Origin of the sequence: Billgrantia tianxiuensis (assembly GCF_009834345.1) — a bacterium.
In the GTDB taxonomy this organism is placed as follows: domain Bacteria; phylum Pseudomonadota; class Gammaproteobacteria; order Pseudomonadales; family Halomonadaceae; genus Halomonas; species Halomonas tianxiuensis.
The window spans coordinates 4593802-4618044 of the sequence record NZ_CP035042.1 but is presented as its reverse complement, the minus strand read 5'-3'; the positions used below and the strand labels follow the sequence as shown (position 1 = coordinate 4618044).

Genomic DNA, 24243 nt, shown 5'->3' with positions numbered 1-24243 from the left:
CGAGTCAGTTCACGAGAGAAAAAGCGATGAACAAGGTACTGATCCTGCACGGCCCCAACCTCAACCTGCTGGGTACCCGCCAGCCGGAGATCTACGGCAGCGAGACCCTTAACGACATCAACAACGCGCTGTACGAGAAAGCCGCCGTCAACGGCTGGGATATCAAGGCGCTGCAGAGCAATCATGAGGGCGCGCTGATCGATGCCATCCATGCCGCGCGCGAAGACGGCACCGCGGCGATCGTCATCAATCCCGCCGCCTACACCCACACCTCGGTGGCGATCCTCGACGCGCTCAACGCCTTCGAAGGCAAGGTGATCGAGGTGCACCTCTCCAACGTGCACAAGCGCGAGAGCTTCCGCCACCACTCCTACGTTTCGCTGCGTGCCGACGGCGTTATCGCCGGGCTCGGCAGCCAGGGCTACCTGGCCGCGCTGGACGCCGTGATCCGCGCCGCCGAACGCGCCTGAACCATCCGCCCGCCGCCGAGGCGGGCAACACGCCACGGGTTTTCCCGCTAGCGAAGTGAGTCGACCAGCTCGCCATTGACCAGAAGCGTCTCGTGGGTGACGAACAGATGGTTGTGGAATTCATCCAGCTGTTCGTCGCCCTGCGGTCGGTTGCGTTCCAGATACTCGATCGCCGCCGTGTGCAGCTCTACCTGATAGGCCAGGAAGGCCGCGTCGAACGCTTCGCCCTCCAGCTCAGCCAAGGCGTCGAAGGCGTCGCGATCATGAACGGCGCCTGTCGGCTCGCCTGGGGGGGCGTCGCGGCCATCGTCCGCCTCCACCAGCCACTCTTCGAGAATCCCGTGGTCCCGCTCCAGGGTGCTGGCCAACTGGGCCACCTCGTCGCGCCCGGCGCGCTCCCTGGCCAGCTCGGCCAGCTCGGCCTGATGCGTGTGCAGGCCGTAGAGGGCGCTTCGCACCTCGTCGGCATCGAACTCCGCCCAGGCGGCGCCACTGACGAGGCATCCGGCGATGCCGATCGTGATCAGGATACCGCGAGTCTGAATGGTCCCTCTCATTGGTTTCCTCCTCATTGAGCGCGGCTACCAAATGAAACATGTCGTTAATTTGCATGAATGACCATTGCTTCCTACGGTAGTACAAGACGCCACGCTTCGGTGCTGCCTATGGATCATTCAATCGAAAAAACTCGTCGACCTCAAAAACCGAATACACCGGAAGAGACCCGGGAGAAACGGCGTGAGCTGGCCGTATTTCTTTTTTTGGCGGGCGTATTGTTTCCCATCCTGGCCGTGATCGTGGTGGCAGGCTACGGGTTTCTGGTGTGGATGTTACAGCTATTTACGGGCCCTCCCGGGCCGCCGGGATAGCGGAAAAAGGGAACCAGCCAGCTCAAGCGCTTACCGGTCCTGATGCATCAGGAAATAGCGAATTGACCGTGATTAACTCGAAGCCCAATACGAACAACAGGCAAACTGGGGAAGAACATGTCGGCTGTAGATGCTTCGCGTCGTGCGCTGTTGAAGGGGCGCGTGCGGCATGAACCGGCGATACGCCCGCCTTGGGCCGTACCGGAGCCATCGTTCATTGAACACTGCACACGCTGCGGCGAGTGTCTCAAGGCGTGCGAGACACAGATCATCCGCCAGGGCGATGGCGGCTATCCCGAGGTCGATTTTTCTCGCGGGGAATGCACCTTCTGCCGGGCCTGTGCCGAGGCTTGCCCCGAGCCGGCTTTTTCGAGAAATGAGCACTCCCCACCCTGGAATCTTTCGGCTCGTATCGTAGATGGATGCCTGGGCGAGCAGGGCGTCTATTGCAAGAGCTGCGGTGAAGTGTGTGAAGTCGGCGCCATTCGCTTCTCCTTCAATGCCTTCCGCGTTCCCGAGCCCGATGTTGATAGCGAAGCCTGCAACGGTTGTGGCGCCTGTGTCGCCCTATGTCCCGTGCAAGTGGTTGAGGTGATGCCTGCCATCGAGGCGACGAGTTGAATGACAAAGGATTAAGACATGGATGACAAGGTGCATATTTCCAGCCTGGTGGTCCAGGCACAGCCGCAACATGTCGACTCCCTCAAGAAGCAGTGTTCCGCCCATGATGGCGTCGAGGTTCCTGTCATCGATCCGCTGGGAAAACTGGTGGTGCTGCTCGAGTTGCCTTCGCAGCGTCATATCGTCGAGTTCATCGACTGGCTGCAGGAGCGGGCGGGTGTGCTGTCGGTAAGCATGGTTTACCACCATATGGAATCTACCCAGGAGCTGGAGCGGGAGGTGCAGGGACATGAAGCTGACTCGGCGTGACTTCATCAGGAATTCGGCGGTGGCGACGGCCACCACGGCGGCGGGCATGACGACGGCCACGCAGGCGCAGAATATCGTCACCGATGCCCAGCATACCCAGTTGAAGTGGGCCAAGGCGCCGTGCCGCTTCTGCGGCGTGGGCTGCGGCGTCAACGTGGCGGTACGCGACAACCGGGTGGTGGCCACTCACGGCGACATGCAGTCGCCCGTCAATCGCGGCATCAACTGCATCAAGGGTTACTTCCTCTCCAAGATCATGTACGGCGAGGATCGTCTCACCCAGCCGCTGCTGCGCAAGCGTAACGGCGAGTACCACAAGGAGGGGGAGTTCACCCCGGTGAGCTGGGACGAGGCCTTCGACGTGATGGCCGAAAAGTACAAGGCCGCGCTGCGCGACAAGGGGCCCAGCGCCATCGGCATGTTCGGTTCGGGCCAGTGGACGATCTGGGAGGGCTACACGGCCAACAAGTTGATGAAGGCCGGCTTTCGCTCCAACCATCTCGATCCCAACGCGCGCCACTGCATGGCCTCGGCGGTATTCGGCTTCATGCGCACCTTTGGTATCGACGAGCCGATGGGCTGCTACGAGGACATCGAGGCGGCGGATGCCTTCGTGCTGTGGGGTGCCAACATGGCCGAGATGCACCCCATCCTGTGGACGCGCATCACCGACCGCCGGCTGTCTAATCCCCACGTGCGCGTCTCGGTGCTCTCCACCTTCGAGCACCGCTCCTTCGAGCTGGCCGACCAGCCAATCATCTTCACCCCTCAGGCAGACCTCGCCATCCTCAATTACGTGGCGCGCTACATCATCGAAAACGACCGGGTGAACTGGGACTTCGTCAACGAGAACGTGCGCTTCATGGAAGGCAACGTCGACATCGGCTACGGCCTGCGCCCCGAGCACCGTCTGGAACTGGCCGCCGCGAACGCCGCTGACACCGGCGGCGCGCGCGACATCGACTTCGAGCGCTACCGGGAATTCCTGCAGCAGTACGACGCCGAGACCGTCACCCGGCTCTCCGGCGTGCCGAAGCGCCAGCTCGACGCCCTGGCCGAACTCTATGCCGATCCCGACACCAAGGTCATGTCGTTCTGGACCATGGGCTTCAACCAGCACACCCGCGGTGTCTGGGCGAACAACATGATCTACAACATCCACCTGCTGACCGGAAAGATCGCCACCCCGGGGAACAGCCCCTTCTCGCTCACCGGGCAGCCCTCGGCCTGTGGCACCGCGCGCGAAGTTGGCACCTTCGCCCATCGTCTGCCGGCCGACATGGTCGTTACCAACGACTACCACCGGCGCTTCGCCGAGGAGATATGGAAGGTGCCGGAAGGCACCATCCAGGCGCAGCCGGGCGCCCATGCGGTGTTGCAGAACCGCATGCTCAAGGATGGCGAGATCAACGTCTACTGGGTTCAGTGCAACAACAACGTGCAGGCGGCGGCCAACCTGGTCGAGGAGACCTATCCCGGTTACCGCAATCCCGATAATTTCATCATCGTCTCCGATGCCTATCCCACGGTGACGGCCGAGCTGGCTGACCTGATCCTGCCGGCGGCGATGTGGGTCGAAAAGGAGGGCGCCTACGGCAATGCCGAGCGGAGAACCCAGTTCTGGCAGCAGATGGTTACCGCTCCCGGCGAGGCGCGCTCCGACCTGTGGCAGATGATGGAGTTCTCCAAGCGCTTCGACATCGAGGAGGTATGGCCTGAGGAACTGCTCGACGCCAACCCGGAGTACCGTGGCAAGACGCTTTTCGAGGTGCTGTTTCGCAATGGCCAGGTGGATGCCTTCGGCCTCGACGAGCTCAATCCCGATTTCGACAATGACGAGTCCCATCACTTCGGCTTCTACGTACAGAAGGGGCTGTTCGAGGAGTACGCCCGCTTCACCCGCGGCAAGGCGCATGACCTGGCGCCCTTCGAGGTCTATCACCGGGAGCGCGGTCTGCGCTGGCCGGTGGTGGATGGCCAGGAGACGCCGTGGCGCTACAACGCCCAGTACGACCCTTACGTGGAGGAGGGGCGCGACATTCACTTCTACGGTCAGGCCGACGGTCGGGCCATCGTCTATGCCGTGCCCTACGAACCGCCCGCCGAGGCGCCCGATGAGGAGTACCCGCTGTGGCTGGTGACCGGGCGCGTGCTCGAACACTGGCACTCCGGCTCGATGACGCGGCGGGTGCCCGAGCTGCACCGCGCCTTCCCCCAGGCGGTGGTCTACATGCACCCGGAGGACGCGCGCGAGCTTGGCGTCCGACGCGGCAGCGAGGTACGCATCGCCAGCCCGCGTGGCGACATGCACTCGCGGGTCGAGACGCGCGGTCGCAACCGCATGCCGCGCGGGGTGGTGTTCGTGCCCTGGTTTGACGCCAGCCAACTGATCAACAAGGTCACGCTGGATGCCACCGACCCCATCTCCAAGCAGACGGACTTCAAGAAGTGCGCCTGCCGGATCGAGGCCGTCTAGGGAGGTTCGCTCATGCGACTGGTCACCATACTGTCATGCCTTGCCGCCTTCATGCTGCCCACCCTGCAGGGGCTGGCAGCCGAGGGCGAACTCGATCCGCTGCGTGCCAATGCCCCTTGCTCGAGGAGCGGGAGCCTGAGCCCCTCTACGGGGTCGAGGATCGCAGCCTGCGCCCGGTGCGCGAATACCCGATGCAGCCGCCTACCATTCCCCACCGCATCGACAACTACCAAGTGGATCTAAACGCCAACCGCTGCATGGCGTGCCATGCCCGCACCCGTGTCGGCGAGACCCAGGCCATCATGGTCAGCGTCACCCACTACATGGATCGTGAGGGCAACTTCCTCGGCGATTTGTCGCCGCGCCGCTACTTCTGCACCCAGTGCCACGTACCGCAGACCGACGCGCCCTCGCGGGTTGGCAACACCTTCGTCGACATGAGCGACCTCATCCGCGGTTCACGCCAAAGAAGCGAATAAGGAGTCGCTATGTTCAAGCGAATCGGTAGCTTCCTCCGGTCCTTCTGGCGGGTCTTTCGCTCGCCCAGCGGCTATTTCAGTCTCGGCTTTCTTACCGTGGGCGGGTTTATCGGGGGCGTGCTGTTCTGGGGCGGCTTCAACACGGCGATGGAAGCCACCAACACCGAACGTTTCTGCATCAGCTGCCACGAGATGGAATCCAACGTCTACCAAGAGATCCTGCCCACCATCCATTACACCAACCGCTCAGGCGTGCGGGCGGTGTGCTCCGACTGCCACGTGCCGCACAACTGGACCGACAAGATCGCGCGCAAGATGCAGGCCTCCAAGGAGGTATGGGGGCACATCTTCGGGGTCATCGACACCCGTGAGAAGTTCCTCGACCACCGTCTCGAGATGGCCTCGCGCGAGTGGCGACGCTTCGAGGCCAACGACTCGCTGGAGTGCCGCAACTGTCACGACGAGCAGTACATGGATTTCACTCGCCAGAGCCCTCGCGCCGCGGCGGCACACCAGCGTGGCCTGGTGGAGGGCGACGCCACCTGCATCACCTGCCACAAGGGCATCGCCCACGAACTGCCCGACATGGCGGGCGTTCACGGCTGGGAATAGCGGCATGAGGCCGCGGGAGGAAAAGGATGATGAGTGACTACAAGGGAATGGGCATGCTAATGGCGGCGCTCAGCCTCGGCCTGGCGACCTCGGCATTCGGCCAGGATGCGTTTCCCGAGCCCAGTACCTCGGTACAGCCGGGCTCGATGGCCGAAGAGGCGGAGATCGGCACCATCGAGGTGCGTGAGGACGACCTGGGAGTGGCCCGCGACGATCCCGAGTACGACATGCAAGGCACCAGCGCGCTCGATGAGCCGGACTCGCGTCAAGAGCGTGACGCGGGCTCCCCCTACGCCGACCTTGAGCCGGACGATCCTGGTCTGGACGAGCCCCGTCAACCGATCCGGCCGGGGCAGATGGAACAGGAGCGCGGCAGGCAGGAGTGACCGGAGCAGGAATCAGAGCTGCGCCAGGGCCGCTTCCAGCCCATGCAGGTCGCGAACGGTGATGGTCTCGTCTGGGAAGGGAGAGACCTCGGGATCCGCCGTGACGCCGACGAAGCGGGTGCCGTTGGAGCGTGCGGCGCGGTAGTCGTTGTAGGAGTCGCCGATCATAACCGTCTCGTTGGCGGCATACCCCCAGCGGGCCATGAGATTGCGTAGACCGGTGACCTTGTCGGGCGGGGAGCCAACGACTTCCTGGAAGAAGTGTGCAAGACCCCGCTGTGCGACGATGCCACGCAGCTCGGCCTCGGGTGTGGCCGAGAGCAGGTAGAGCGGTCGTTCGGTGGCCCAGCGGGAGAGAAACTCCAGGGCGCCAGGAATGGCCGGGGCATGTAGCAGGCGCTGTTCGACGCTGGACTTGAAGCGCGCGCAGAGTTCGCGGATCCGCTCCTCATTGGCCGGACGTCCCAGGATGTGGGCTTCGATATGGCGGAACTTGACTTCACGGGGCTGGCCCCCCTTTCGGCCCAGATAGGCGCAAACGGCTCGATACTGGGACTCTGGCGCATCGGTGTAGAGATCGGCGAAGGCCTGCCGCTTGAGCGTCGCCGAATCCAGTACTACGCCATCGAAATCGAAAACCAGCGCGTAGTGGGGGGAAGGGCCAGTCACACTCGCACCTCTCGTCAGTTCGTCTTCGGTCGCCGGCGCGGCCTTCGGGCCGCGCCGGGGTACGTCAGCTTCGGCTGAAGCGCTTGGTCAGCCAGCCCTTGAGCGGGGTGTTGCCGAGCAGGACCAGCGTGATCACGCTGGTCAGCACGAGGGACAGCGGATTGGTGACCAATGCCAGTAGAAAATCGCCGCCGCGATCGCCTACCGAGGACATCGCCTGACGATAGGACTCGTCGAGCAGCGGACCCAAGATAACACCGAGAATGATGGGGCCCATCTGGAAGCCGAACACCTTGAGCCAATAGCCGAGGATGCCGAAGCCAAGCATCCAGTAAACCTCCATCATGTTGCTGTTGATGGAGTAGGTGCCGACCACGCAGAGCACCAGGATCAGCGGGATCAGGATCGCCTTGGGAACCTCGACGATCTTGGAAAAGATCTTGATGCCGGTTAGGCCGAAGAAGAGAAGAAAGATATTCGCCAGCGCAAGGTTACCCACGGTGAACCAGAAGATGTGTGGCGTCTCGATCATCAGCATGGGGCCGGGATTGAGCCCGTGAATGACCAGGGCCCCGATGATCACGGCGGTCACCGCATCGCCGGGCATGCCCAAGGTCAGCATCGGAACGTAGGCGCCGCCCACTGCGGCATTGTTGGCCGTTTCCGGCGCCACGAGGCCCTCGTAGGCGCCCTCGCCGAAAGGCCGGCTAGGATTCTTGACGGTGCGTTTGGCATGGTCGTAGGCGAACAGCGAAGCGATGTCGCCGCCGGTACCTGGCAGCGCGCCGACGATCACGCCGATCACGGCGGTGCGTGCCGAAAGCGGCAGGAATTTCAGCACCATATTGAGCGGCGGCACAATCTTGTCGACCTTCTGCTTGATCGGCACCTTGCTCAGGTTGTGCAGTTGATAGAGCGCTTCGGCCACGCCGAACAGGCCGATCATCACCACCACGTAGTGAATGCCGCCAAGCAGCTCCATCTGGCCCAGGGTGAGGCGTGGCTGGGCGGTGACCATGTCCATGCCCACCAGGCCGATGACCGCTCCCAAGGCTACCGAGAAAATACCGCGCGACAGTGACTTGCCGGATAACGAGCTGACCAGCAGCAGGCCAAGCACGGCGATCAGGAAGTAATCGCGGGGGGCGAACTGCAGCGCCAGATCGGAGAGATAAGGAGCGGTACCGGCGAGCACGGCGACACCGATCAGCCCACCGATGACCGACATCACGGTGCTCAGGCCGATGGCGCGGCCGGCCTCGCCCCGCTGGGCGAGCGGATAGCCGTCGAAGGCAGTGGTGACTGCCGAGGGAGCGCCGGGAATGTTGAGCAAAATGGCGGTACGCGAGCCGCCGTAGACGCCGCCCACATAGATGCCCACCATCAAGGCGAGGGCATTATTGATATTCCAGGAAAAAGTGAAGGAGATCAGGATCGATACGGCCATGGTCACGGAGAGACCAGGGATGGCACCGATATAGATGCCGGCCAGCACGCCGAGGGCGGTCAGGCCGAGCAGGCCAGGATCGAGCCAGGCCATCAGCAGATACGAAAGGGTGTCGCTCATCGAGGGCCTCGAGGGTCAAGGAAGGTAGACGCGGAAGACCACGGTGAAAAGCACATAGATAATCGCAAGGGCCACTGCGGTGATGACCAGCGAACTGATGACCCTGCCTTGGCGGAGATAGATGAACATGGCAGCCAGAAAAAGGAAGGTGCTGACATAGAAGCTTGCCCAGACGATGGCGGCCAGGTAGATCACCGCAGCGATGGAGAACACCACGATATGAGGGCGGAAATGGTCGTGCAGGAAGACCTGGAACTCATGCAGGGCGCTGTGGATTCTCTCGTCGCGACGCTTGTAGCGATGGCTGGCCAGGATGGCCAGCGACGAAGCCAGCATCACCAGCGCCAGACCGACCGGAAAGGAGCCGGCCGAATTGAGGCGCAGTCCGCCATCAATACGATAGGCTTCGACCAGCACGCCGATGCTCAGTAGCAGCAACAGCCAGTCGAAGACCTTCTCACCCGCCTGCACGCGCTCGATTTTCTTGCTCATCAACGAACTCCAAGGGGGAGGGAGTGCCTCCCCCTGACAGCGGGAAGGGTTAGGGACGTGGAATACCCAGCTCCTCGGGTGTGGCTTCCAGTGTTTCGGCATCGGCCTCGAACATCGACCAGGCTGTGACCGATTGCCAGCTGTCGAGGTACTGCTGGGCTTCCTCACCGCGCAGGTTCAGCGGCTCGGCACCGAAGTTCTGCAGGAACTGGACGAACTCCTCTTTGCCGACTGCCTGCTCATAGGCGTCTTCCAGGATGGTCTTTATCTCATCCGGGGTATCCTGGTGGACGAACACGCCCCAGAACGGCCCCCACGGCAGGAAGGCTTCGATGTCGGGCAGTGCCTCGGTGATCGGCGGCACGCCCGGCAGCGACTCGATCTCCTCGGCGGTGAGGATGGCCAGACCTTTCATCTTGCCGCCACGGATCTGTTCGCCAGCCGCGGCGAGGCTCAGCGGCATGAAATCGATATGACCACCGAGCATGGCAGTAATGCCGGGACCATCACCACCGAAGGTGACGGTACGCACATCAAGCTCATCCACCGCGTTGATCATGGCGTGTACGGTGCTCGGGAGTCCACCGGCGCCAGTGCCGCCCATGCGCAGTTCGTTCGGGTTCTCGTGGGCATGCTCGAGCAGTTCGGCGAAGCTGTCGAAGGGGCTATCGGCAGGTGCGGCAATCACCACCAGGCCCTGGCCGATGATGTTGACGGTATGCATGTCGTCATAGGTGAAATCGGCCAGCCCCATCAGCGGGTAGAGCTGGGGGTTCTCGGCACCGAAGAGCACGTTGTAACCGTCCGGGCGCTGGCGCATGACGTGATTCATGCCTATTACCCCGGTGCCGCCGGGGCGGTTGGTCAATACGATGGTTGTGTCGAGAATTTCCTCCACGTGGGGCGTCAGGCTGCGCACCACATTGTCGGTGGCGCCACCGGCACCCCATTGAATGGTCCCTTGGATGTTGCGCTCGGGATAGTCGGCGAGGGCGCTGCTGGCCAAGGCCAGGGAGCCCAGGGTGACGGCCAGTGAGGTGAGAAGCGGCTTGAACATAGAATCCTCCGGGGGTTTATTGTGATTGTCGCCGGTAAGGCGACTTCCTGTCTTGGCAGGAACGAATCTTGTGTTCGCTTGGCGAACGATAGTGCTTTAGGCGAACACTAGAACTCCCTTCCATTTGTGTCAATGCCAACGAAGGCAACTGCGACGAAGGTTGAATGCCTGCGCAGTACGGCGTGTATCCAAGGAGAAGAAAGCGACAAGTGAGTAAAGGTATCCTTTGTCATTGTTGCGAACTTTAGGACGCCATGCGAACATTGAAACTGTGTTCTAATTACTCCCCGGGCTGGGAGGCTAGCTTTCCAGACGTGTGACAGGCTGCTCATCGCTGCCAGGCGAGAGAGGCCGGGAGATATCGAGGATGCGTGCCATTGCCACGGTCTGCCTGAGCGGCGACCTGAGAACCAAGCTGGAGGCCATCGCCCGTGCGGGCTTCGATGGCGTGGAAATCTTCGAGAACGACCTGCTCACCTTTGACGGCTCTCCTGATGAGGTTCGCCGGCTCTGCGAGCGCCTGGGACTGTTCATCGTGGCCTTCCAGCCCTTCCGCGACTTCGAGGCGATGCCCGAACCGCAGCGTAGCCGCAATCTGCAGCGCGCCGAGCGTAAGTTCGACCTGATGGAGCAGCTCGGCACCGACTTTCTGCTGGTCTGCAGTAATGTCTCACCGCAGACCATCAATGACCTCGACCGGGCGGTGGCCGATCTTCGTGAATTGGCCGAGCGTGCCGCCAGGCGCAACATACGGGTGGGTTTCGAAGCGCTGGCCTGGGGGCGTTATATTTCCGACTACCGGGATGCCTGGGAGGTGGTGCGCCGAGCCGACCATCCCAATCTCGGGGTGGTGCTCGACAGCTTCCACATCCTTTCACGCGGTCATGACCTTTCCACGATCGGCAAGATCCCCAAAGAGAAGATCTTCTTCGTTCAGGTTGCCGATGCGCCGTTGCTGAAAATGGATGTGCTGCAGTGGAGTCGGCATTTCCGCTGCTTTCCCGGCCAAGGCCGCCTGCCACTCAAGGCTTTCATGACCGAGCTGGGCAAGTCGGGATATGACGGCCCTCTTTCGCTGGAAATTTTCAGCGACGCCTTTCGCGCCGCTCCTACTGACGTTACCGCCCTGGATGGCCTGCGATCGCTGATCTGGCTCGAGAACCTGGTCGAAGCCGGACCGTGGGCGAACGAATTGCCGCCCGCGCCGGCCTATCACGGCATTCACTTCATCGAGTTCACTCTCGACGAGGAGAGCGCCGCCCCCTGGGTGAGTTCATCGATGCGCTGGGCTTCCGTCACGTGGGACGCCACCGCTCCAAGAACGTAGAGCTTTGGAAACAGGGCGAGATTCACCTGGTGCTCAACTTCGAGACCGACAGCTTCGCCCACACCTTCCGGCTGCTACATGGTACTTCGGTGTGTGCCGTGGGCTTTCGGGTCGATGATGTGGAACGGGCGCTGGGTCGCGCGCGGGCCTTCAAGGCCCAGCTGTTCCGCAGTCAGGTGGGCGAAGGCGAGATGGAAATTCCTGCGCTGCGTGGCGTGGAAGGCAGCTTGATCTATCTGGTCGACGAGGCGGCTGCCGACGACCTGCAGTGGCGCACCGACTTCGAGCTGTTCGACCAGGAGAGCCGTGACGAGGCGGGCCTGGTACGCATCGATCATCTCTCCTATGTATTGCCGGCCACTCAGCTGCTGGGCTGGCAGCTGTTCTACCGTACCGTATTCGGCTTTGCCGCCGAGGCCGAGAACGAGATCGTCGACCCGCACGGCATGATGATCAGCCAGGCAGTGGTCAGCCCCGACCGCAGCATCCGCCTGCCGCTCACCGTTTCGCAGGCGCAGGAAACCCAGCCGGGGCGCTTCCTCAGCGAGTTCCGTGGCGGGGTGCAGCAGATCGCCTTCGAGAGCCGCGACATCTTCGCCACCGTTGACGAACTCCTCGCCCGGGGTCTGCCGCTGCTCACGATTCCGCGCAACTACTACGACGACCTGGAAGCGCGTCACGGCCTCGATGCGGAGTTCCTGGAAGCCCTACGCTCGCGCAACATCCTGTTCGATCGTAACGAGGACGGCGATTTCCTGCACGCCTATACCGAGACCTTCTCGGGGCGCTTTTTCTTCGAGATCGTCGAGCGGCGTGGCGACTATCAACAGTTCGGCGAGGCCAACGCGAGCATCCGCCTCGCCGCCCAAGCGAAGGCCGGCTGAAACCAGGCAGAGTTGGTAGTGGCTTTGGGACCGACTTTTGAGATTTATGCGAGCTCTTCGAGCGAAGGCAAGACAAGGCAAACGGCGACGAAAAAGCGGAGTTTACTGTTTGTAAATGAGCATTTTAAGGAGACGTTTAACGCCATATTGCCGAGCGCAGAAAGCTCGCCCCCGTTCAGGAGACAGCGTTATGAAATTGGGATTGATCGGCAAGGCCATCATGAACTCCAGCTCGCCGGACCTGCACGTGCGGCTCGGCAAGCTGACTGGTATTCCCACCACCTATGACCTGTTCGATGCCAACGAGGAGCCCATTGATTCCCTGGAGAGCCAGGTGAAAAAGGTAATGGCAGCCGGGTATCGGGGGGTCAACGTCACCTATCCCTGGAAGGAGGATGCCGTGCGCCTTGCCGATCACGCATCCGAAGGCGCGCGGATGGTCGGGGCCGCCAACACGCTGGTCTTCGAGCGGGATGGCATCTTCGCCGACAATACCGACTTCACCGGCTTCATCAGCGGCTTTCGTGCCACTCTCGGCGAGCGTGCGCCGGGACGGGTACTGCTGCTCGGTACCGGCGGCGTGGGCAAGGCGGTCGCCTTCGGCCTGGGCAGGCTCGGTGCCACCGAAGTTATCCTGATGGATCTCGATCCGGCCAAGTCGAAACAGCTAGCCGAGGAGCTGAAGGCCCAAGGCTTCGCTGCCTCTACCATCACTCCGATGCAACTGGCCGAGACGGTGCAGGCCTGCGACGGCTTGGTCAACTGCACCCCCATCGGCCACGAGAAGAGCCCGGGTTGCCCGTTGCCCAAGGAGCTGGTGGCGGCGCACCACTGGGTCTTCGATGCGGTCTACGTGCCGGCGGTGACCGAATTCGTCGCTGCTGCGAAGGCGGTCGGGGCGGCGGTAATGAGTGGTGTGAGCCTGTTTGTCTTCCAGGGCGTCGATGCTTTCAAGCGCTTCTGCGAGGACGAGAGCAAGCGCACCGCCGCCGATGAACAGGCCACCACCCTCTATGCGCACTATCGGCGCGAGCTGCTGGGGGAGTTCTGAAATGCCGACCGCAAGCGCTGCGACTCAGCGCTTGCGGGTTGCCAGGAATATTCCCGCCCCAATGATCAGCACGGCGCCCAGGTAAGTTTCCAGCAGCGGCACGTCGCCGAACACCAGATAGCCCGACACGGTGGCCCAGACGATTTGCAGATAGAGGAAAGGCGAGACCAGTGACGCCGGGGCGCAGCGCATGGCCATGATCAAGCCGAGCTGGCTGATGGCTCCCAGGGTGCCGACCAGCAGGAACAGAGGTGTATCGCCCAACGCAACGGGGCTCCAGAAGAATGGCACGACCAAGGAACTGACCAAGGCGCCGGCCAGGCCCGCATAGAACAGCGACGCTAGCGGGTGGTCGTTGCGGCCGAAGCGACGCGTGGCGAGCTGGTACAGTGCGAAGCACAGGGCCATCCCGAAGGGTAGCAAGGCGGCGGGCTGGGCACGCCAATCCACCGGTCCCACCGCAATCACCACCCCAACGAAGCCTACAGCGACCGCTATGCCGCGTGCTGCCGTTACCCGCTCACTCAGCAACGGAATCGCCAGCAGGGTGACCAGCAGCGGCGAGCTGAAATTGATGACGTACACCTGCAGCAGCGGCAATTCACGGAAGGCCAGGAAGGCGAAGGTGCTGGCGGCGAGCAACAGCAGGCCGCGCACGAACTGCCCTGGTAGCGATTCGACGGAAGCCATGATCTCGCGGCAACGAGGCCAGCCGAGTATGAGCAGATAACCACCCAACACCAGCATGTGACCGGCATAACGGGCCCAGACCACCTGCACAGGGGAGTAGCTCTGGGTCAGCCATTTCACCGCCGTATCGAGCAGCGTAAACAGCAGGCCTGCAGCCAGCATGAAGGCGATTCCGAGCAGGGGGCGATCCGCCTTCAGTGCGGGGACCGTGGTGGTCGAGGCCATGGTATTCCAGAGTGTTATGAAACTTAATGATAGCAGGCTAATAGATGCCGCTCTCGAATGATAGCCGGTCCTGTCCATCTGTTGAATCCCCGGCCACGGCGCGGCGTGCCTTCCCCAGTGCTTGCTGTGCTCTCGCCAGTGGTGAGATGCCCTGCTGGCGCAGCCCCTCGGTTGGAACCTCCAGACTCAAAGGCAGCCTGTCGGGCAATGCGGCCAGCAGGGCCGGCAGGTCGATGTCGCCATCGCCGGGGAAACGGCGCTGCTGTCTCGCCTCGTGGAGGATTTCTTCCATGCTGGCCGGAATTGGCCCGGCCACGTCACACAGTTGCGCATAGTGCATCCAATCGGAGGATACCTCGGTCAGGTCCTCCAAACGGCTGGCCGAGCGGTTGAAATGGAAGGCATCCACCAACAGGCAGGCGTTGTCATGCCCCGCTTTGCGGGTTGCGGCGACGATGCGATGCGCCTGGCGCAGGTTCTTCACTCCTGTCCAGGGCATGAACTCGAGATGGGGGTATAGCCCCAGGGGGCGAGCCAGCTCGCACAGGGCGGCAAAATTGTCTGCGGTTCGCGTTTCATCGTCGTCATTTCCTGCTACCAGCACCTCGCTGGCACCCAGCTCGGCGCCGATCTCGAGAACATGGCGAAAGTCGCGCCTCACCTTGGTGTCGGGCCTGAGGCGTAGGATTTCGATATCCAGCACCCTGATCCCCGTCTCCCGTAGGCGCTGCCGGGTCTGGCGCAGCAGGCCGGCATCGCTGGCCAGGGGGTAGTGGTGCTCCTCTGACGTGGCGGGAATCAGGCGCAGACCCACGGCATCAAAGCCGGCCTGGGCGGCAACCTCGATCATCTCGGGAGGCGACAGCTCCAGGACAGTGAGGGCGGCCAGGGAGTAGAGGCGATCAGGCATTGGCGTACTTCGGAAAGTCGGTGGGGTGGGTGGTGTCCTGCTCTGCACCTGGTTCAGAGGCATGTCGCCCGGCGATATAGCCGAAAGTCATGGCCGGACCGAGGTTGATACCCCCGGCCGGATAGTGGCCGCCCATGATACTGGCCATGTCGGTGCCAGCGGCATAGAGGCCGGCGATCGGCTCGCCCTGGGCATCCACGACCTGAGCGTGCGCGTTGGTCTTGAGGCCGGCGAAGGTGCCAAAGCAGCCGGGCACGACCTTCACCGCGTAGAAGGGGCCCTGCTCCAGGGGCGCCACACAGGGGTTGGGACCGTGGGCCGGATCGCCCTGCTTGAGATTGTAGAGAGTCGAGCCGCGGCCGAACTCGGGATCCTCGCCCCGGGCGGCATGGCGGTTGTACTTGGCGACGGTGCCCTCCAGGCCGTTCGGGTCGATGCCGCATGCCTGCGCTAGCTCGGCCAGCGTCCTGCCGCGCTTGAGATAGCCCTTGCGAATCCAGTGGCGAAAGGGCACCGGGGCCGGGCGGGTGATACCGAGGCCATAGCGGCGCTGGAAGCGGTGGGTGCAAATTAGCCAGGAGCAGACCTCTTCGCCCTCCGGCACCGCCTTGATCATGGCGTCCACGTAGTCGTAGTAGCCGTGGGCCTCGTTGACGAAGCGCCTGCCACTTTTCAGCACGCCGATCAGGCCCGGCTTGCCGCGGTCGATGATATGCGGGAAGTGGCCGATGCGGTCGTTTCCCCAGGGCACCAGCGAGACCGGCGCCCAGGCCACCGGTGAGTAAAGACCGGTGTCGATAACGCCGCCCACCGATTCGCCGAGACGCAGGCCGTCGCCGCTGGCGGTGGAAGGCGGCAGCGGCCAGTGCTCCTGGCCGGTGGGGGCGCGCGGGAAGAGCTCGCGGCGGCGTGACACGTCCCAGGGAAAGCCACCGGCGGCCAGCACCACGCCGCGCCTGGCGTGTAGCGTTTCCTCCCCCTCCGGACCCTCGATCACCACGCCGGTCACTCGCTCGCCATCCTTGATCAGCCGCTTCGCTGGCGCGGCCACCCGTAGTTCCACGCCCAGGTCGTCGGCGGACTTGGCCAGCCGCCCGGTCAACGCCACCCCGTTGACCAACTGCATGGTGCGCCCGTAGCGCGCCAGATCAACAAGATGGCGGCTCACTCGCTTGGCCACGTGGATGAATGACTTCAAGGAGCGCGTGCAGGTCAGGAAGGCGGAGAGGTCCGGCCCGGCCTGGATCGGCATGCCGAGGAAGGCGGTCTCGGGCATGGTCCTGCGCAGCTTTTTCAGCGTTCCAGGTGCAATCTTGCGGCCATCGAAGGGGGCGGCGATCACCGAGCGACCTCCAGTCCCGGCCCCAGGAGTATCGCCGTGGATATCGGCGATGGCGTTGCCGTCGGCGAACTGCAGTGCAGTCTTCTGGTGGAAGAACGCGACCATTCGCGGCGTAGCGTCAAGGAAAGCGTCGATCTTCGTCGCGTCGTAGCGCTCGCCCAGCTCATGTCGCAGGTAGGTACGCACTGTCTCTGGATCCTCCTCGATGCCGGCAGTGCGGGCGAGGGGATTGAGTGGGGCCCACATCCAGCCGCCGGACCAGGCGGTGGCACCACCCAGGGTATCGGCTTTTTCCACCACCACCACTTTCAGGCCGTGGTAGGCCGCGGTGACGGCGGCGGCGAGGCCGGCGGCGCCGGAGCCTACCACCACCAGGTCGTAACGGGGTTCACGCTTGGCCATGTCGGCCCTCACTGGAGCAATGTTCTGGATAATCTAGAACATTGTTCCATTTTCATGCGGCGCTTGTCGAGTCGAAGTACGGTTGGCCAGGCTCAGCGCATCGGCAGCAGACCGAAGAGATCCATCAACCAAATGCCCATGCTCAGGGTCACGAAGGCGGCCAGGGTGGCGGCCATCAGCGCGGCGGCGCTGATGCCGGCCATGCCGTAGCGTTGGCCGAGCAGCGGGTAGACGCTGATCATCGGAGCGCAGGCGAATAGCAGGGCGCCGGCCAGCAGGGCAGGATCCGCCTGCGGCATCAGCAGGAAGAAGCCGAGTATCGCCAAGGGGTGAAAGATCAGCTTGCCGGTGACGATTTGCCCGACGTCGCCCAGCATGCCGCGTACCTGGAGGCCGAACAGGGTGCCGCCAATCACGAAGAGTGCGGCCGGGCCGGCCGCGCCGGCTAGCATCTCGATGACCTGGGTCAGGGGGCGCGGCAGCGAGGTTTCCGTTATTGCCAGCAACAGCCCCAGGGCCAAGCCGATCAGGATGGGGTTGCGCACCAGGCGCACGAAGGTCTTGCGGGCCACCGTGACGATACCGGCACCGCTCTGGCGGCCCGCCTCGGCCAGGATCAGCGCCGCCGGGATGATCAGCAGGTTCTCGATCAGCATGTTCAGGGCCAGGAAGATGGCGGCCGGCGAAGTGCCGAGAACCATGGCGGCCACCGGATAGCCGATGAAGCCGCTGTTGGAGGCGGACATGCCCAGGGCGTGCATGGCGGCCTCGCTGAGGGCCTGCGCTGCCGCTTCAGGGTCAGCAGCAGGGCCAGGCCGAAGATGGTGGCCGAGCCGAGGCCATAGGCCAGCAGGTAGTGGGTATGCAGGACCTGGTCGAGAGAGTTCTGCGTCAGCGCGCGAATGACCAGGGCAGGCAGGGCGAAATAGAGCACGAAGGTGGCCACGCCCTGGAGCTGCTCGCGATTCACTAGCCGGGTGCCCATGGCCAGGTAGCCGGCGCCGATCAGCAGGAAGATCGGCGTGGTGGTGGCGAGTATCTCGAGCATCGAGCCTCCTTGCAGGGCGATTGCGGCCAGGCCGTGAGGGGCCTCACGGCCTGGCGGCAAGCCTGACGCAACGTGAAAGGTCAGGTGAAGAGTTGCGAGGAAGGCGTAGCCTGGGAGAGTTCTTCCGCGGCGGTCACCAGCGCTGGGCCAAGTGCCTTCACGCGCTGTTCGTCGAGCCGCACGCTGGGACCGGCGATGCTCAGCACGCCTTGGGGGTGGCCATCCAGGGGATGGCGCACCAGCGCCGCCATGGCTGCGGTGCCGGGGCCCATGCTGTCGTGGGTCCAGCTATAGCCGCGCTGCCTCGTCTGCTGCAGGTGCTCGAGCAGGGCTTGCTTGGTGCGTGGTGCGTTGGGGCCGAGCGGATGGTCGGTGTCCATGCCTTGGCTATCCACCAGCGCCAGGGCCTCTACGTCGCTGAGCGCCGCCAGCCAAGCATGGCCGCTGGCGGTGCAGAACAGCGGCGCCTCCTTGCCCATATCAGGATCGTAGCGCAGGCCGCTGCGCGCACCCTGAGCCTTGGCGATCCAGGTGAGGCGCTGCCCCTCAATGACGGAAAGGCGCACCAGCTCCCCGCTCTGCTCGGCGAGACGGTCGAGGATCGGCTGTACGATATCGCTGGCGCCGGTGCTGGAGAGGTAGCGAAAGCCCAGCGCCACCAGGCGCGTGGTCAGTTGGTAGCGCTGGCTGGCGGCGTCCTGGCGGACGTGGCCCAGACGGATGAGCTCATGGCAGATGCGATGCGCGGCGCTCTTGGGTATTTCCAGGCGCTCCGCGATGACCAGCAACGGTAAACCGTCGGCATCTTCGGATAGAGCTTCGATCACTCCAAGGGTACGTTCTATCAGGCTGCCCGCCATGGTGACGTCTCGCTGTTGAAATAGGCTATTCTAGAACCTTGTTCAGAATAAGTCGCGAATCTGGTGCCTTAACTGACGGTCGAGCGGATCTCCCGGGCCTTCTGCTGCAACAGCGGCAGGTACTCCTTCATCAGGGTGTCGAGATCGACCCGGGCGGCGTTGGTGCTGATATTGATGGCGCCGAGCAGCTTGCCGTTGGAATCGAAGGCCGGCACTGCCAGCGAGCGTAGGCCCGAGTCGAGTTCCTGGTCGGCGATGGCATAGCCCTGCTGGCGTACCTTCAGGATGCACTTCTTGAGTGCCGCCTTGTCGGTGACGGTCTTGTCGGTGTAGCGCTCGAGCGTTACCCGTTCCAGGAAGGCGTCCAGCTCGGCATCGGGCAGCTGCGCCAGCAGCACCCGCCCCATCGAGGTGTGAGCGGCAGGCAGCCGGGTGCCCACTGAGAGGGTGATGGCCATCAGACGATGGCGGGCGGCGGAGCGCGCCACGTAGATGACATCGTCGCCGTCGAGCACGCCCAGGGAAGAGGATTCGCCGCTCTCGGCGGTAATGTCCTCCAGTACCTGCTGGATCACGCTACGATAGTTGTTGGCGGAGAGAAACGCGTAGCCGAGCTGCAGCACCCGTGGGGCCAGCTCGAAGTTGCGGCCTTGCTTCCTCACGTAGCCCAGGGCGTGCAGCGTGAGCAGGAAGCGCCGGGCGCGGGCGCGGTTCATGTCGGTGCGGCTGGCGACCTCGCTGAGGGTCATGCGGGGATGGGCCTCGTCGAACGCCAGGATGACCTCCAGGCCACTGGCCAGGGCGGTGACGAAGTCCCGGTCGTCGGGGCTGAGAACCTCTTCCTCTGATGCCATTTTTGTTCCGTCGTTGTGCCGTCGTCTTGGATGGTTTGCTCTTTGGGAGCCCTTCAATCTAGCATAATGTTCGAATTGCGAACATATGTACGACTATGGGCTAAGCCATGGCCCGCCCTTGGGAGAGCATGATATGCCTGACACCCTCCTGCGACACCCCTTCATGAGTCAATCGGCACTAACGCAGAGCAACACTCCGGCGCTGGTCGAGGCCATGCTTGCCTTCGAGCTGGCCCTGGCCGAGGCACAGGAGGAGCGAGGCGCCATGCCCGAGGGAGCAAGCGAGGCCATGCGCCGCGCGCTCGAAGTGCATGCCTTCGATCTCGAGGCACTGGCGGCGGGAGTGGCCAGCGGCGGCAACGCGGCCATCCCCTTCGTCAAGCAGGCGCGCGCCGCGCTGCCGAACGAACTCAAGCGATACTTCCACATGGGCGCGACCAGCCAGGACGTGATCGACTCGGCGCTGATGCTGCTGCTCAAGCCGCGCCTGGCCGCGCTGGATGCGTTGCTGCTGCGCTGCCGCACGGCAGCGATCACGCTCATGCAGGCCCATGAGCAGACGGTAATGGTGGGGCGTACCCTGATGCAGCAGGCCCTGCCGATCACCTTCGGGTCAAGGTGGCGCACTGGGCCATCGGGCTAGAGCAGGCGCGTCGCCGCCTGGCGCAGCTCGAGCTGCCGGTGCAGTTCGGCGGCGCCGTGGGAGTCCACTCTGGTTTAGACGGGCCGGGTTGGGACGGGCAGGGCCTCGATTTCATGGACGCTATCGCTCAGAAGCTCGGCCTGGCGACGCCGGTGCTGCCCTGGCATACCGACCGCCTGCCGATCCATGCCCTGGGCACGGCCTTGGACGCCACGGCGGGTGCAGCCGAGAAGCTGGCGCTGGATGTTGCCCTGCTGACCCAGACCGAGGTGGGCGAGGTAAACGAGCCCGGCGGTGAGGGCATGGGCGAGTCTTCCTCCATGCCGCACAAGCGCAACCCGGTGCGCTGCGCCATGATCCGCGGTGCCGCTCGGCAGGTGCACGGCTATACCACGGTGCTGCTCAATGCCGTTGCTCAGCCGCTGGAGCGCGGCTTGGGCGAATGGCACGCCGAATGGTCGCCGCTGGTCGACAGTACTTTGCTGTTGGAGGGGGTGCTGGAACAGGCCGCCACATTGCTCGAAGGGCTCCAAGTGAATCCCGAGGCGATGCGCCGCAACCTGGCGGCGACCGGCGGCGGCATCATGGCCGAGCCGGTGTCACGCCTGCTGGCGCCGGTACTGGGCCAGGATGCTGCCAAGCGGATCAGCGTCGAAGCCGCCGAAACGGCACGACTCCAGGGCATTCCCTACGCCGAGGCGCTCGAGGCGCATGCCGAAGTGGGGGGCGGATTGAAGCGGAAGCCCTGCGCCAGGCAACGGACCCGGCCTTATACCTTGGTAGCAGCCAGGTGCAGGTGCGCCGTGCGGCTGCCTGGCTGCAGCGAGAATAATGTCCTGAAAACCCACCGGTTTCGTTGAACCCAACGAGGGGAGGCCTGGCCTCCCCTCGTTTTTTCATGGGCAGCGCATTTGACGATCAAGGGAGCTTGGCGTTAACTTGTTCGCATCACAAAACAAAGTTCGCTATTCGAACTTTTAACGAGAGCGCCCAGGAGAACACCATGGCCGAATTCCTGAGCCTCCGTGACGCGGTGGCCCGCTACGTCGAAGACGGTGCCACCGTGGCCATGGAGGGCTTCACCCACCTGATTCCTTTCGCCGCCGGTCACGAAATGATCCGCCAGAAGAAGCGTGACCTGACCCTGATCCGCATGACGCCGGACCTGGTCTACGACCAGATGATCGGCGCCGGCTGCGCCAGGAAGGTGATCTTCTCCTGGGGCGGCAACCCCGGCGTGGGCTCGCTGCACCGCCTGCGCGACGCGGTCGAGAAGGGCTGGCCGCACAAGGTCGAGATCCTCGAGCACAGCCACGCCGCCATGGCCTGCGCCTTCGAGGCCGGCGCCGCCGGGCTGCCGCTGGCCGTGCTGCGCGGCTACGTGGGCAGCGAGCTGCCCAGCGTCAACGACCAGATCAAGTTCATCGAGTGCCCCTTCACCGGCGAGCGCCTGGCTGCGGTGCCGGCGGTGCGCCCCGACGTTTCCATCGTGCATGCGCAGAAGGCCGACCGCGCCGGCAACGTGCTGGTCGAAGGCATCGTCGGCGTGCAGAAGGAGGCGGTGCTGGCGGCCAAGCAGAGCATCGTCACGGTGGAGGAGATCGTCGACGACTTGCGCGCCGAGGCCGACTATCACCCCAACGCCTGCATCATCCCGGGCTGGGCCATCAGCGCCATCGCCGTGGCCGAGAAGGGCTCGCTGCCCTCCTATGCCCACGGCTACTACCCGCGCAACAACGCCTTCTACAAGGAGTGGGACGGCATCGCCCGCGACCGCGACACCTTCACCCGGTGGATCGAAGAGAACGTGATGAACGCAGGGGGGAACGCCTGATGAGTACCGTCGATAAATGCCTGGACTACACCTCGGCGGAGATGATGACCGTCACCGCGGCCCGCGCGCTGGAGAACGGCATGACCTGCTTCGTCGGCATCGGCCTGCCCAGCGAGGCGGCCAACCTGGCGCGCCTGACCCACGCACCGGACGTGGTGCTGATCTACGAATCCGGCACCCTGCAGACCAAGCCCGACGTGCTGCCGCTCTCCATCGGCGACGGCGAGCTGGCCGAGACCGCGCTCACCACCGTTTCCGTGCCGGAGATGTTTCGCTACTGGCTGCAGGGCGGCAAGATCGACGTGGGCTTTCTCGGCACCGCCCAGATCGACCGCTACTGCAACCTCAACACCACTCTGATCGGCGATTATCGCGAGCCCAAGGTGCGCCTGCCGGGCGGCGGCGGTGCGCCTGAAATCGCGACGAACGCGGGTGAGGTGTTCATCACCCTGAAGCACTCCAAGCGCGCCTTCGTCGACCGGGTCGACTTCGTCACCACTCTGGGCTTCGGCCGCGACGGCAAGGGCCGCGACGGCGTGCCCAACATCGGCAAGGGGCCGACCCGGGTCATCACCGACCTGTGCGTGATGAAGCCCGACCCGAGACCAAGGAGCTGGTGGTGGTCTCGCTGCACCCGGGCGTGACCCGCGAGGACGTGATCGAAGCCACCGGCTGGGAGATCCGCTTCGCCGACACGCTGGAAAGCACCCCGGAGCCCTCGGCCCGCGAGCTCGAGGTCCTGCGCGAACTCAAAGACAGGACCGCGCGTGCCCATGCCGGTGCGTGACGCCGCGACGGCGAATGAGAGGAGATAAGGTATGACCGACGTATTCCTTTGCCATCCGCGGCGCACCGCCATCGGCCGCTTCGGCGGCACCCTGGCCAGCGTACGCCCCGACGACTTCGCCGCCACCATCTTCAAGGCGGTGCTGGCCGAGGCTCCGGACCTCGACCCGGCCGCCATCGAAGAGGTCTTCATGGGCTGCGCCAACCAGGCCGGCGAGGACAACCGCAACGTGGCGCGCATGTCCGCCCTGCTGGCAGGCCTGCCCACCTCGGTGCCCGGCACCACCATGAACCGCCTGTGCGGCTCCGGCATGGACGCGGTGGGCACCGCCTTCCGCGCCATCAAGGCCGGCGAGATGGAACTGGCACTGGCCGGCGGCGTGGAGTCCATGTCCCGCGCGCCCTACGTGCTGGGCAAGGCCGACAGCGCCTTCTCCCGCGGCCAGAAGATCGAGGACACCACCATCGGCTGGCGCTTCGTCAATCCGCTGATGAAGAAGGCCTACGGCATCGACTCCATGCCGGAGACCGCCGAGAACGTGGCCGAGCAGTTCAATATCTCCCGTGAGGACCAGGACGCCTTCGCCCTGCGCTCCCAGCAAAAGGCCGCCGCCGCGCAGAAGGCGGGCCGCTTCGCCATCGAGATCACGCCCATCGAGATCCCCCGGCGCAAGCAGGAGCCGCTGGTGTTCGATACCGACGAGCACCCGCGCGAGACCACCCTGGAGAAGCTGGCCGGGCTGCCGACGCCGTTCCGCGAGGGTGGCAGCGTCACCGCCGGCAACGCCTCCGGCGTCAACGACGGCGCCGCCGCCATGCTGGTGGCAAGCCGGGCGGCGGTGGAGCAACATGGGCTCAAGCCCATGGCCCGCATCATCGGCATGGCCACGGCCGGCGTCGAGCCGCGCATCATGGGCTACGGCCCAGTACCGGCGGTACGCAAGCTGCTCGAGCGCACCGGCGTGACCATGGACGAGATCGACATCTTCGAGTTCAACGAGGCCTTCGCCGCCCAGGCACTCGCCTGCACGCGGGACCTGGGGCTCGCCGACGACGACCCGCGGGTCAACCCCAACGGCGGCGCCATTGCCCTGGGCCACCCGCTGGGCATGTCCGGCGCCCGCCTGCTGCTCACCGCCGCCCACGAGCTGCAGCGCACCGGCAAGCGCTACGCGCTGTGCACCATGTGCGTCGGCGTGGGGCAGGGGATCGCTACCCTGATCGAAAGGGCTTAGGCATAAGAGCTAAGAGGGAAGAAGGAAGAGAGAAGAGGTCAGTGTCAGGGTTTCTTCCCTCTTCCAGGTGCGAAGCACCGGTCTTCCGTCTTACCGCTATTTTCCAATCAGGCGCCGAGCCATGATTCGACGCCTGAGGATGGGA

Annotated in this window: 27 protein-coding genes and 1 pseudogene; 16 read left to right on the top strand and 12 right to left on the bottom strand. The window is 64.0% G+C overall.

The features are described 5' to 3' along the window. Positions 1-26: 26 nt before the first annotated feature. Positions 27-470 carry a type II 3-dehydroquinate dehydratase gene (gene aroQ, locus EKK97_RS21605; protein WP_159555106.1) on the top strand — a complete coding sequence of 148 codons (444 nt, stop codon included), beginning with the start codon at positions 27-29 and terminating at the stop codon, positions 468-470. A 47-nt stretch (positions 471-517) separates the two neighbouring features. Here aroQ and EKK97_RS21600 read toward each other — a convergent pair whose 3' ends face one another. After that, positions 518-1027, bottom strand: a complete 510-nt coding sequence (locus EKK97_RS21600; protein WP_159555104.1) for a DUF4142 domain-containing protein — start codon at positions 1025-1027, stop codon at positions 518-520. Between the two features lie 57 nt (positions 1028-1084). Here EKK97_RS21600 and napE point away from each other — a divergent pair, with 57 nt between their 5' ends. The 7 genes from napE (at position 1085) to EKK97_RS21565 (ending at position 6222) form a co-directional block, all read left to right on the top strand. Then, positions 1085-1339 (top strand): periplasmic nitrate reductase, NapE protein, encoded by a 255-nt coding sequence (gene napE, locus EKK97_RS21595; RefSeq protein WP_346731425.1) that lies wholly within the window; start codon positions 1085-1087, stop codon positions 1337-1339. Between the two features lie 117 nt (positions 1340-1456). Then, on the top strand, positions 1457-1960 hold the full coding sequence (gene napF / locus EKK97_RS21590) for a ferredoxin-type protein NapF (protein WP_159555100.1): 504 nt from the start codon (positions 1457-1459) through the stop codon (positions 1958-1960). 18 nt (positions 1961-1978) lie between these two features. Then, complete coding sequence (locus EKK97_RS21585) at positions 1979-2269, top strand: chaperone NapD (protein ID WP_159555098.1); 291 nt, start codon at positions 1979-1981, stop codon at positions 2267-2269. Then, entirely contained in the window at positions 2250-4745 is a 2496-nt protein-coding gene (napA, locus tag EKK97_RS21580; RefSeq protein ID WP_159555096.1) for a nitrate reductase catalytic subunit NapA, read from the top strand. The genes EKK97_RS21585 and napA overlap by 20 nt, the downstream gene beginning before the upstream one ends. 116 nt (positions 4746-4861) lie before the next feature. Next, complete coding sequence (locus tag EKK97_RS21575) at positions 4862-5224, top strand: nitrate reductase cytochrome c-type subunit (protein ID WP_236551318.1); 363 nt, start codon at positions 4862-4864, stop codon at positions 5222-5224. 9 nt (positions 5225-5233) lie between these two features. After that, complete coding sequence (locus EKK97_RS21570; protein WP_159555092.1) at positions 5234-5836, top strand: NapC/NirT family cytochrome c; 603 nt, start codon at positions 5234-5236, stop codon at positions 5834-5836. Between the two features lie 29 nt (positions 5837-5865). Continuing rightward, positions 5866-6222, top strand: coding sequence for a hypothetical protein (locus tag EKK97_RS21565; RefSeq protein WP_159555090.1), 357 nt, complete (start codon positions 5866-5868; stop codon positions 6220-6222). 12 nt (positions 6223-6234) lie between these two features. Here the strand turns inward: EKK97_RS21565 and EKK97_RS21560 are convergent, their stop codons facing one another. The 4 genes from EKK97_RS21560 to EKK97_RS21545 all read right to left on the bottom strand — a co-directional run bounded on the left by EKK97_RS21560 (position 6235) and on the right by EKK97_RS21545 (position 10007). Next, positions 6235-6891, bottom strand: coding sequence for an HAD family hydrolase (locus EKK97_RS21560; protein ID WP_159555088.1), 657 nt, complete (start codon positions 6889-6891; stop codon positions 6235-6237). 64 nt (positions 6892-6955) lie between these two features. Next, a complete protein-coding gene (locus EKK97_RS21555) occupies positions 6956-8458 on the bottom strand; it encodes a tripartite tricarboxylate transporter permease (RefSeq protein WP_159555086.1) in 1503 nt (500 codons plus the stop codon). Positions 8459-8473: 15 nt separating this feature from the next. Further along, positions 8474-8950: a tripartite tricarboxylate transporter TctB family protein gene (locus tag EKK97_RS21550; protein WP_159555084.1), complete on the bottom strand. Its 477-nt coding sequence runs from the start codon at positions 8948-8950 to the stop codon at positions 8474-8476. Between the two features lie 49 nt (positions 8951-8999). Further along, on the bottom strand, positions 9000-10007 hold the full coding sequence (locus EKK97_RS21545; RefSeq protein ID WP_159555082.1) for a tripartite tricarboxylate transporter substrate binding protein: 1008 nt from the start codon (positions 10005-10007) through the stop codon (positions 9000-9002). A 367-nt stretch (positions 10008-10374) separates the two neighbouring features. Between EKK97_RS21545 and EKK97_RS25165 the strand changes: the two genes are divergently transcribed. From EKK97_RS25165 to EKK97_RS21535, 3 genes are all read left to right on the top strand, one after another. Further along, entirely contained in the window at positions 10375-11334 is a 960-nt protein-coding gene (locus EKK97_RS25165) for a sugar phosphate isomerase/epimerase family protein (RefSeq protein ID WP_236551317.1), read from the top strand. Beyond that, positions 11307-12218 carry a 4-hydroxyphenylpyruvate dioxygenase family protein gene (locus tag EKK97_RS25160; RefSeq protein ID WP_236551316.1) on the top strand — a complete coding sequence of 304 codons (912 nt, stop codon included), beginning with the start codon at positions 11307-11309 and terminating at the stop codon, positions 12216-12218. The genes EKK97_RS25165 and EKK97_RS25160 overlap by 28 nt, the downstream gene beginning before the upstream one ends. Before the next feature lie 190 nt (positions 12219-12408). Further along, on the top strand, positions 12409-13269 hold the full coding sequence (locus EKK97_RS21535; RefSeq protein ID WP_159555080.1) for a shikimate dehydrogenase family protein: 861 nt from the start codon (positions 12409-12411) through the stop codon (positions 13267-13269). Positions 13270-13293: 24 nt separating this feature from the next. Here the strand turns inward: EKK97_RS21535 and EKK97_RS21530 are convergent, their stop codons facing one another. The 7 genes from EKK97_RS21530 to EKK97_RS21505 all read right to left on the bottom strand — a co-directional run bounded on the left by EKK97_RS21530 (position 13294) and on the right by EKK97_RS21505 (position 19600). Continuing rightward, positions 13294-14184 carry a DMT family transporter gene (locus EKK97_RS21530; RefSeq protein ID WP_159555078.1) on the bottom strand — a complete coding sequence of 297 codons (891 nt, stop codon included), beginning with the start codon at positions 14182-14184 and terminating at the stop codon, positions 13294-13296. A gap of 37 nt (positions 14185-14221) precedes the next feature. Next, the gene (locus EKK97_RS21525) at positions 14222-15094 is read right to left on the bottom strand and encodes a sugar phosphate isomerase/epimerase family protein (RefSeq protein WP_159555076.1); all 873 of its coding nucleotides are present in this window, start codon (positions 15092-15094) and stop codon (positions 14222-14224) included. Next, complete coding sequence (locus tag EKK97_RS21520; protein WP_159555074.1) at positions 15087-16838, bottom strand: FAD-dependent oxidoreductase; 1752 nt, start codon at positions 16836-16838, stop codon at positions 15087-15089. Before EKK97_RS21520 ends, EKK97_RS21525 begins: the two co-directional genes overlap by 8 nt. A gap of 92 nt (positions 16839-16930) precedes the next feature. Further along, entirely contained in the window at positions 16931-17599 is a 669-nt protein-coding gene (locus EKK97_RS21515) for an AEC family transporter (RefSeq protein WP_340162905.1), read from the bottom strand. Next, positions 17497-17886 carry an AEC family transporter gene (locus tag EKK97_RS25995; RefSeq protein WP_340162904.1) on the bottom strand — a complete coding sequence of 130 codons (390 nt, stop codon included), beginning with the start codon at positions 17884-17886 and terminating at the stop codon, positions 17497-17499. The genes EKK97_RS21515 and EKK97_RS25995 overlap by 103 nt, the downstream gene beginning before the upstream one ends. A gap of 80 nt (positions 17887-17966) precedes the next feature. Further along, the gene (locus EKK97_RS21510; protein ID WP_159555072.1) at positions 17967-18746 is read right to left on the bottom strand and encodes an IclR family transcriptional regulator; all 780 of its coding nucleotides are present in this window, start codon (positions 18744-18746) and stop codon (positions 17967-17969) included. A gap of 68 nt (positions 18747-18814) precedes the next feature. After that, positions 18815-19600, bottom strand: coding sequence for an IclR family transcriptional regulator domain-containing protein (locus EKK97_RS21505; protein WP_159555070.1), 786 nt, complete (start codon positions 19598-19600; stop codon positions 18815-18817). 133 nt (positions 19601-19733) lie between these two features. On the opposite strand from EKK97_RS21505, the gene EKK97_RS25565 reads away from it, so the two are divergent. The 5 genes and pseudogenes from EKK97_RS25565 (at position 19734) to pcaF (ending at position 24098) form a co-directional block, all read left to right on the top strand. Next, a complete protein-coding gene (locus EKK97_RS25565) occupies positions 19734-20243 on the top strand; it encodes a lyase family protein (protein ID WP_277987326.1) in 510 nt (169 codons plus the stop codon). Beyond that, on the top strand, positions 20219-21103 hold the full coding sequence (locus EKK97_RS21500) for a lyase family protein (RefSeq protein WP_277987325.1): 885 nt from the start codon (positions 20219-20221) through the stop codon (positions 21101-21103). Before EKK97_RS25565 ends, EKK97_RS21500 begins: the two co-directional genes overlap by 25 nt. 143 nt (positions 21104-21246) lie before the next feature. Beyond that, the gene (locus EKK97_RS21495) at positions 21247-22077 is read left to right on the top strand and encodes a CoA transferase subunit A (RefSeq protein WP_159555068.1); all 831 of its coding nucleotides are present in this window, start codon (positions 21247-21249) and stop codon (positions 22075-22077) included. Continuing rightward, a pseudogene (locus EKK97_RS21490) lies at positions 22077-22864 on the top strand (CoA-transferase subunit beta). The gene EKK97_RS21495 and the pseudogene EKK97_RS21490 overlap by 1 nt, the downstream one beginning before the upstream one ends. 31 nt (positions 22865-22895) lie before the next feature. Further along, positions 22896-24098 (top strand): 3-oxoadipyl-CoA thiolase, encoded by a 1203-nt coding sequence (pcaF, locus tag EKK97_RS21485; RefSeq protein WP_159555066.1) that lies wholly within the window; start codon positions 22896-22898, stop codon positions 24096-24098. Positions 24099-24243: the final 145 nt, after the last annotated feature.

What these genes read in the sequence shown, in the direction of transcription:
- aroQ (WP_159555106.1), top strand. Translation starts at nt 27, where the DNA reads ATGAACAAGGTACTGATCCTGCACGGCCCCAACCTCAACCTGCTGGGT.
- EKK97_RS21600 (WP_159555104.1), bottom strand. Translation starts at nt 1,027, where the DNA reads ATGAGAGGGACCATTCAGACTCGCGGTATCCTGATCACGATCGGCATC.
- napE (WP_346731425.1), top strand. Translation starts at nt 1,085, where the DNA reads ATGACCATTGCTTCCTACGGTAGTACAAGACGCCACGCTTCGGTGCTG.
- napF (WP_159555100.1), top strand. Translation starts at nt 1,457, where the DNA reads ATGTCGGCTGTAGATGCTTCGCGTCGTGCGCTGTTGAAGGGGCGCGTG.
- EKK97_RS21585 (WP_159555098.1), top strand. Translation starts at nt 1,979, where the DNA reads ATGGATGACAAGGTGCATATTTCCAGCCTGGTGGTCCAGGCACAGCCG.
- napA (WP_159555096.1), top strand. Translation starts at nt 2,250, where the DNA reads ATGAAGCTGACTCGGCGTGACTTCATCAGGAATTCGGCGGTGGCGACG.
- EKK97_RS21570 (WP_159555092.1), top strand. Translation starts at nt 5,234, where the DNA reads ATGTTCAAGCGAATCGGTAGCTTCCTCCGGTCCTTCTGGCGGGTCTTT.
- EKK97_RS21565 (WP_159555090.1), top strand. Translation starts at nt 5,866, where the DNA reads ATGAGTGACTACAAGGGAATGGGCATGCTAATGGCGGCGCTCAGCCTC.
- EKK97_RS21555 (WP_159555086.1), bottom strand. Translation starts at nt 8,458, where the DNA reads ATGAGCGACACCCTTTCGTATCTGCTGATGGCCTGGCTCGATCCTGGC.
- EKK97_RS21550 (WP_159555084.1), bottom strand. Translation starts at nt 8,950, where the DNA reads ATGAGCAAGAAAATCGAGCGCGTGCAGGCGGGTGAGAAGGTCTTCGAC.
- EKK97_RS21545 (WP_159555082.1), bottom strand. Translation starts at nt 10,007, where the DNA reads ATGTTCAAGCCGCTTCTCACCTCACTGGCCGTCACCCTGGGCTCCCTG.
- EKK97_RS25165 (WP_236551317.1), top strand. Translation starts at nt 10,375, where the DNA reads ATGCGTGCCATTGCCACGGTCTGCCTGAGCGGCGACCTGAGAACCAAG.
- EKK97_RS21535 (WP_159555080.1), top strand. Translation starts at nt 12,409, where the DNA reads ATGAAATTGGGATTGATCGGCAAGGCCATCATGAACTCCAGCTCGCCG.
- EKK97_RS21530 (WP_159555078.1), bottom strand. Translation starts at nt 14,184, where the DNA reads ATGGCCTCGACCACCACGGTCCCCGCACTGAAGGCGGATCGCCCCCTG.
- EKK97_RS21525 (WP_159555076.1), bottom strand. Translation starts at nt 15,094, where the DNA reads ATGCCTGATCGCCTCTACTCCCTGGCCGCCCTCACTGTCCTGGAGCTG.
- EKK97_RS21520 (WP_159555074.1), bottom strand. Translation starts at nt 16,838, where the DNA reads ATGGCCAAGCGTGAACCCCGTTACGACCTGGTGGTGGTAGGCTCCGGC.
- EKK97_RS21515 (WP_340162905.1), bottom strand. Translation starts at nt 17,599, where the DNA reads ATGCACGCCCTGGGCATGTCCGCCTCCAACAGCGGCTTCATCGGCTAT.
- EKK97_RS25995 (WP_340162904.1), bottom strand. Translation starts at nt 17,886, where the DNA reads ATGCTCGAGATACTCGCCACCACCACGCCGATCTTCCTGCTGATCGGC.
- EKK97_RS21510 (WP_159555072.1), bottom strand. Translation starts at nt 18,746, where the DNA reads ATGGCGGGCAGCCTGATAGAACGTACCCTTGGAGTGATCGAAGCTCTA.
- EKK97_RS21505 (WP_159555070.1), bottom strand. Translation starts at nt 19,600, where the DNA reads ATGGCATCAGAGGAAGAGGTTCTCAGCCCCGACGACCGGGACTTCGTC.
- EKK97_RS25565 (WP_277987326.1), top strand. Translation starts at nt 19,734, where the DNA reads ATGCCTGACACCCTCCTGCGACACCCCTTCATGAGTCAATCGGCACTA.
- EKK97_RS21495 (WP_159555068.1), top strand. Translation starts at nt 21,247, where the DNA reads ATGGCCGAATTCCTGAGCCTCCGTGACGCGGTGGCCCGCTACGTCGAA.
- pcaF (WP_159555066.1), top strand. Translation starts at nt 22,896, where the DNA reads ATGACCGACGTATTCCTTTGCCATCCGCGGCGCACCGCCATCGGCCGC.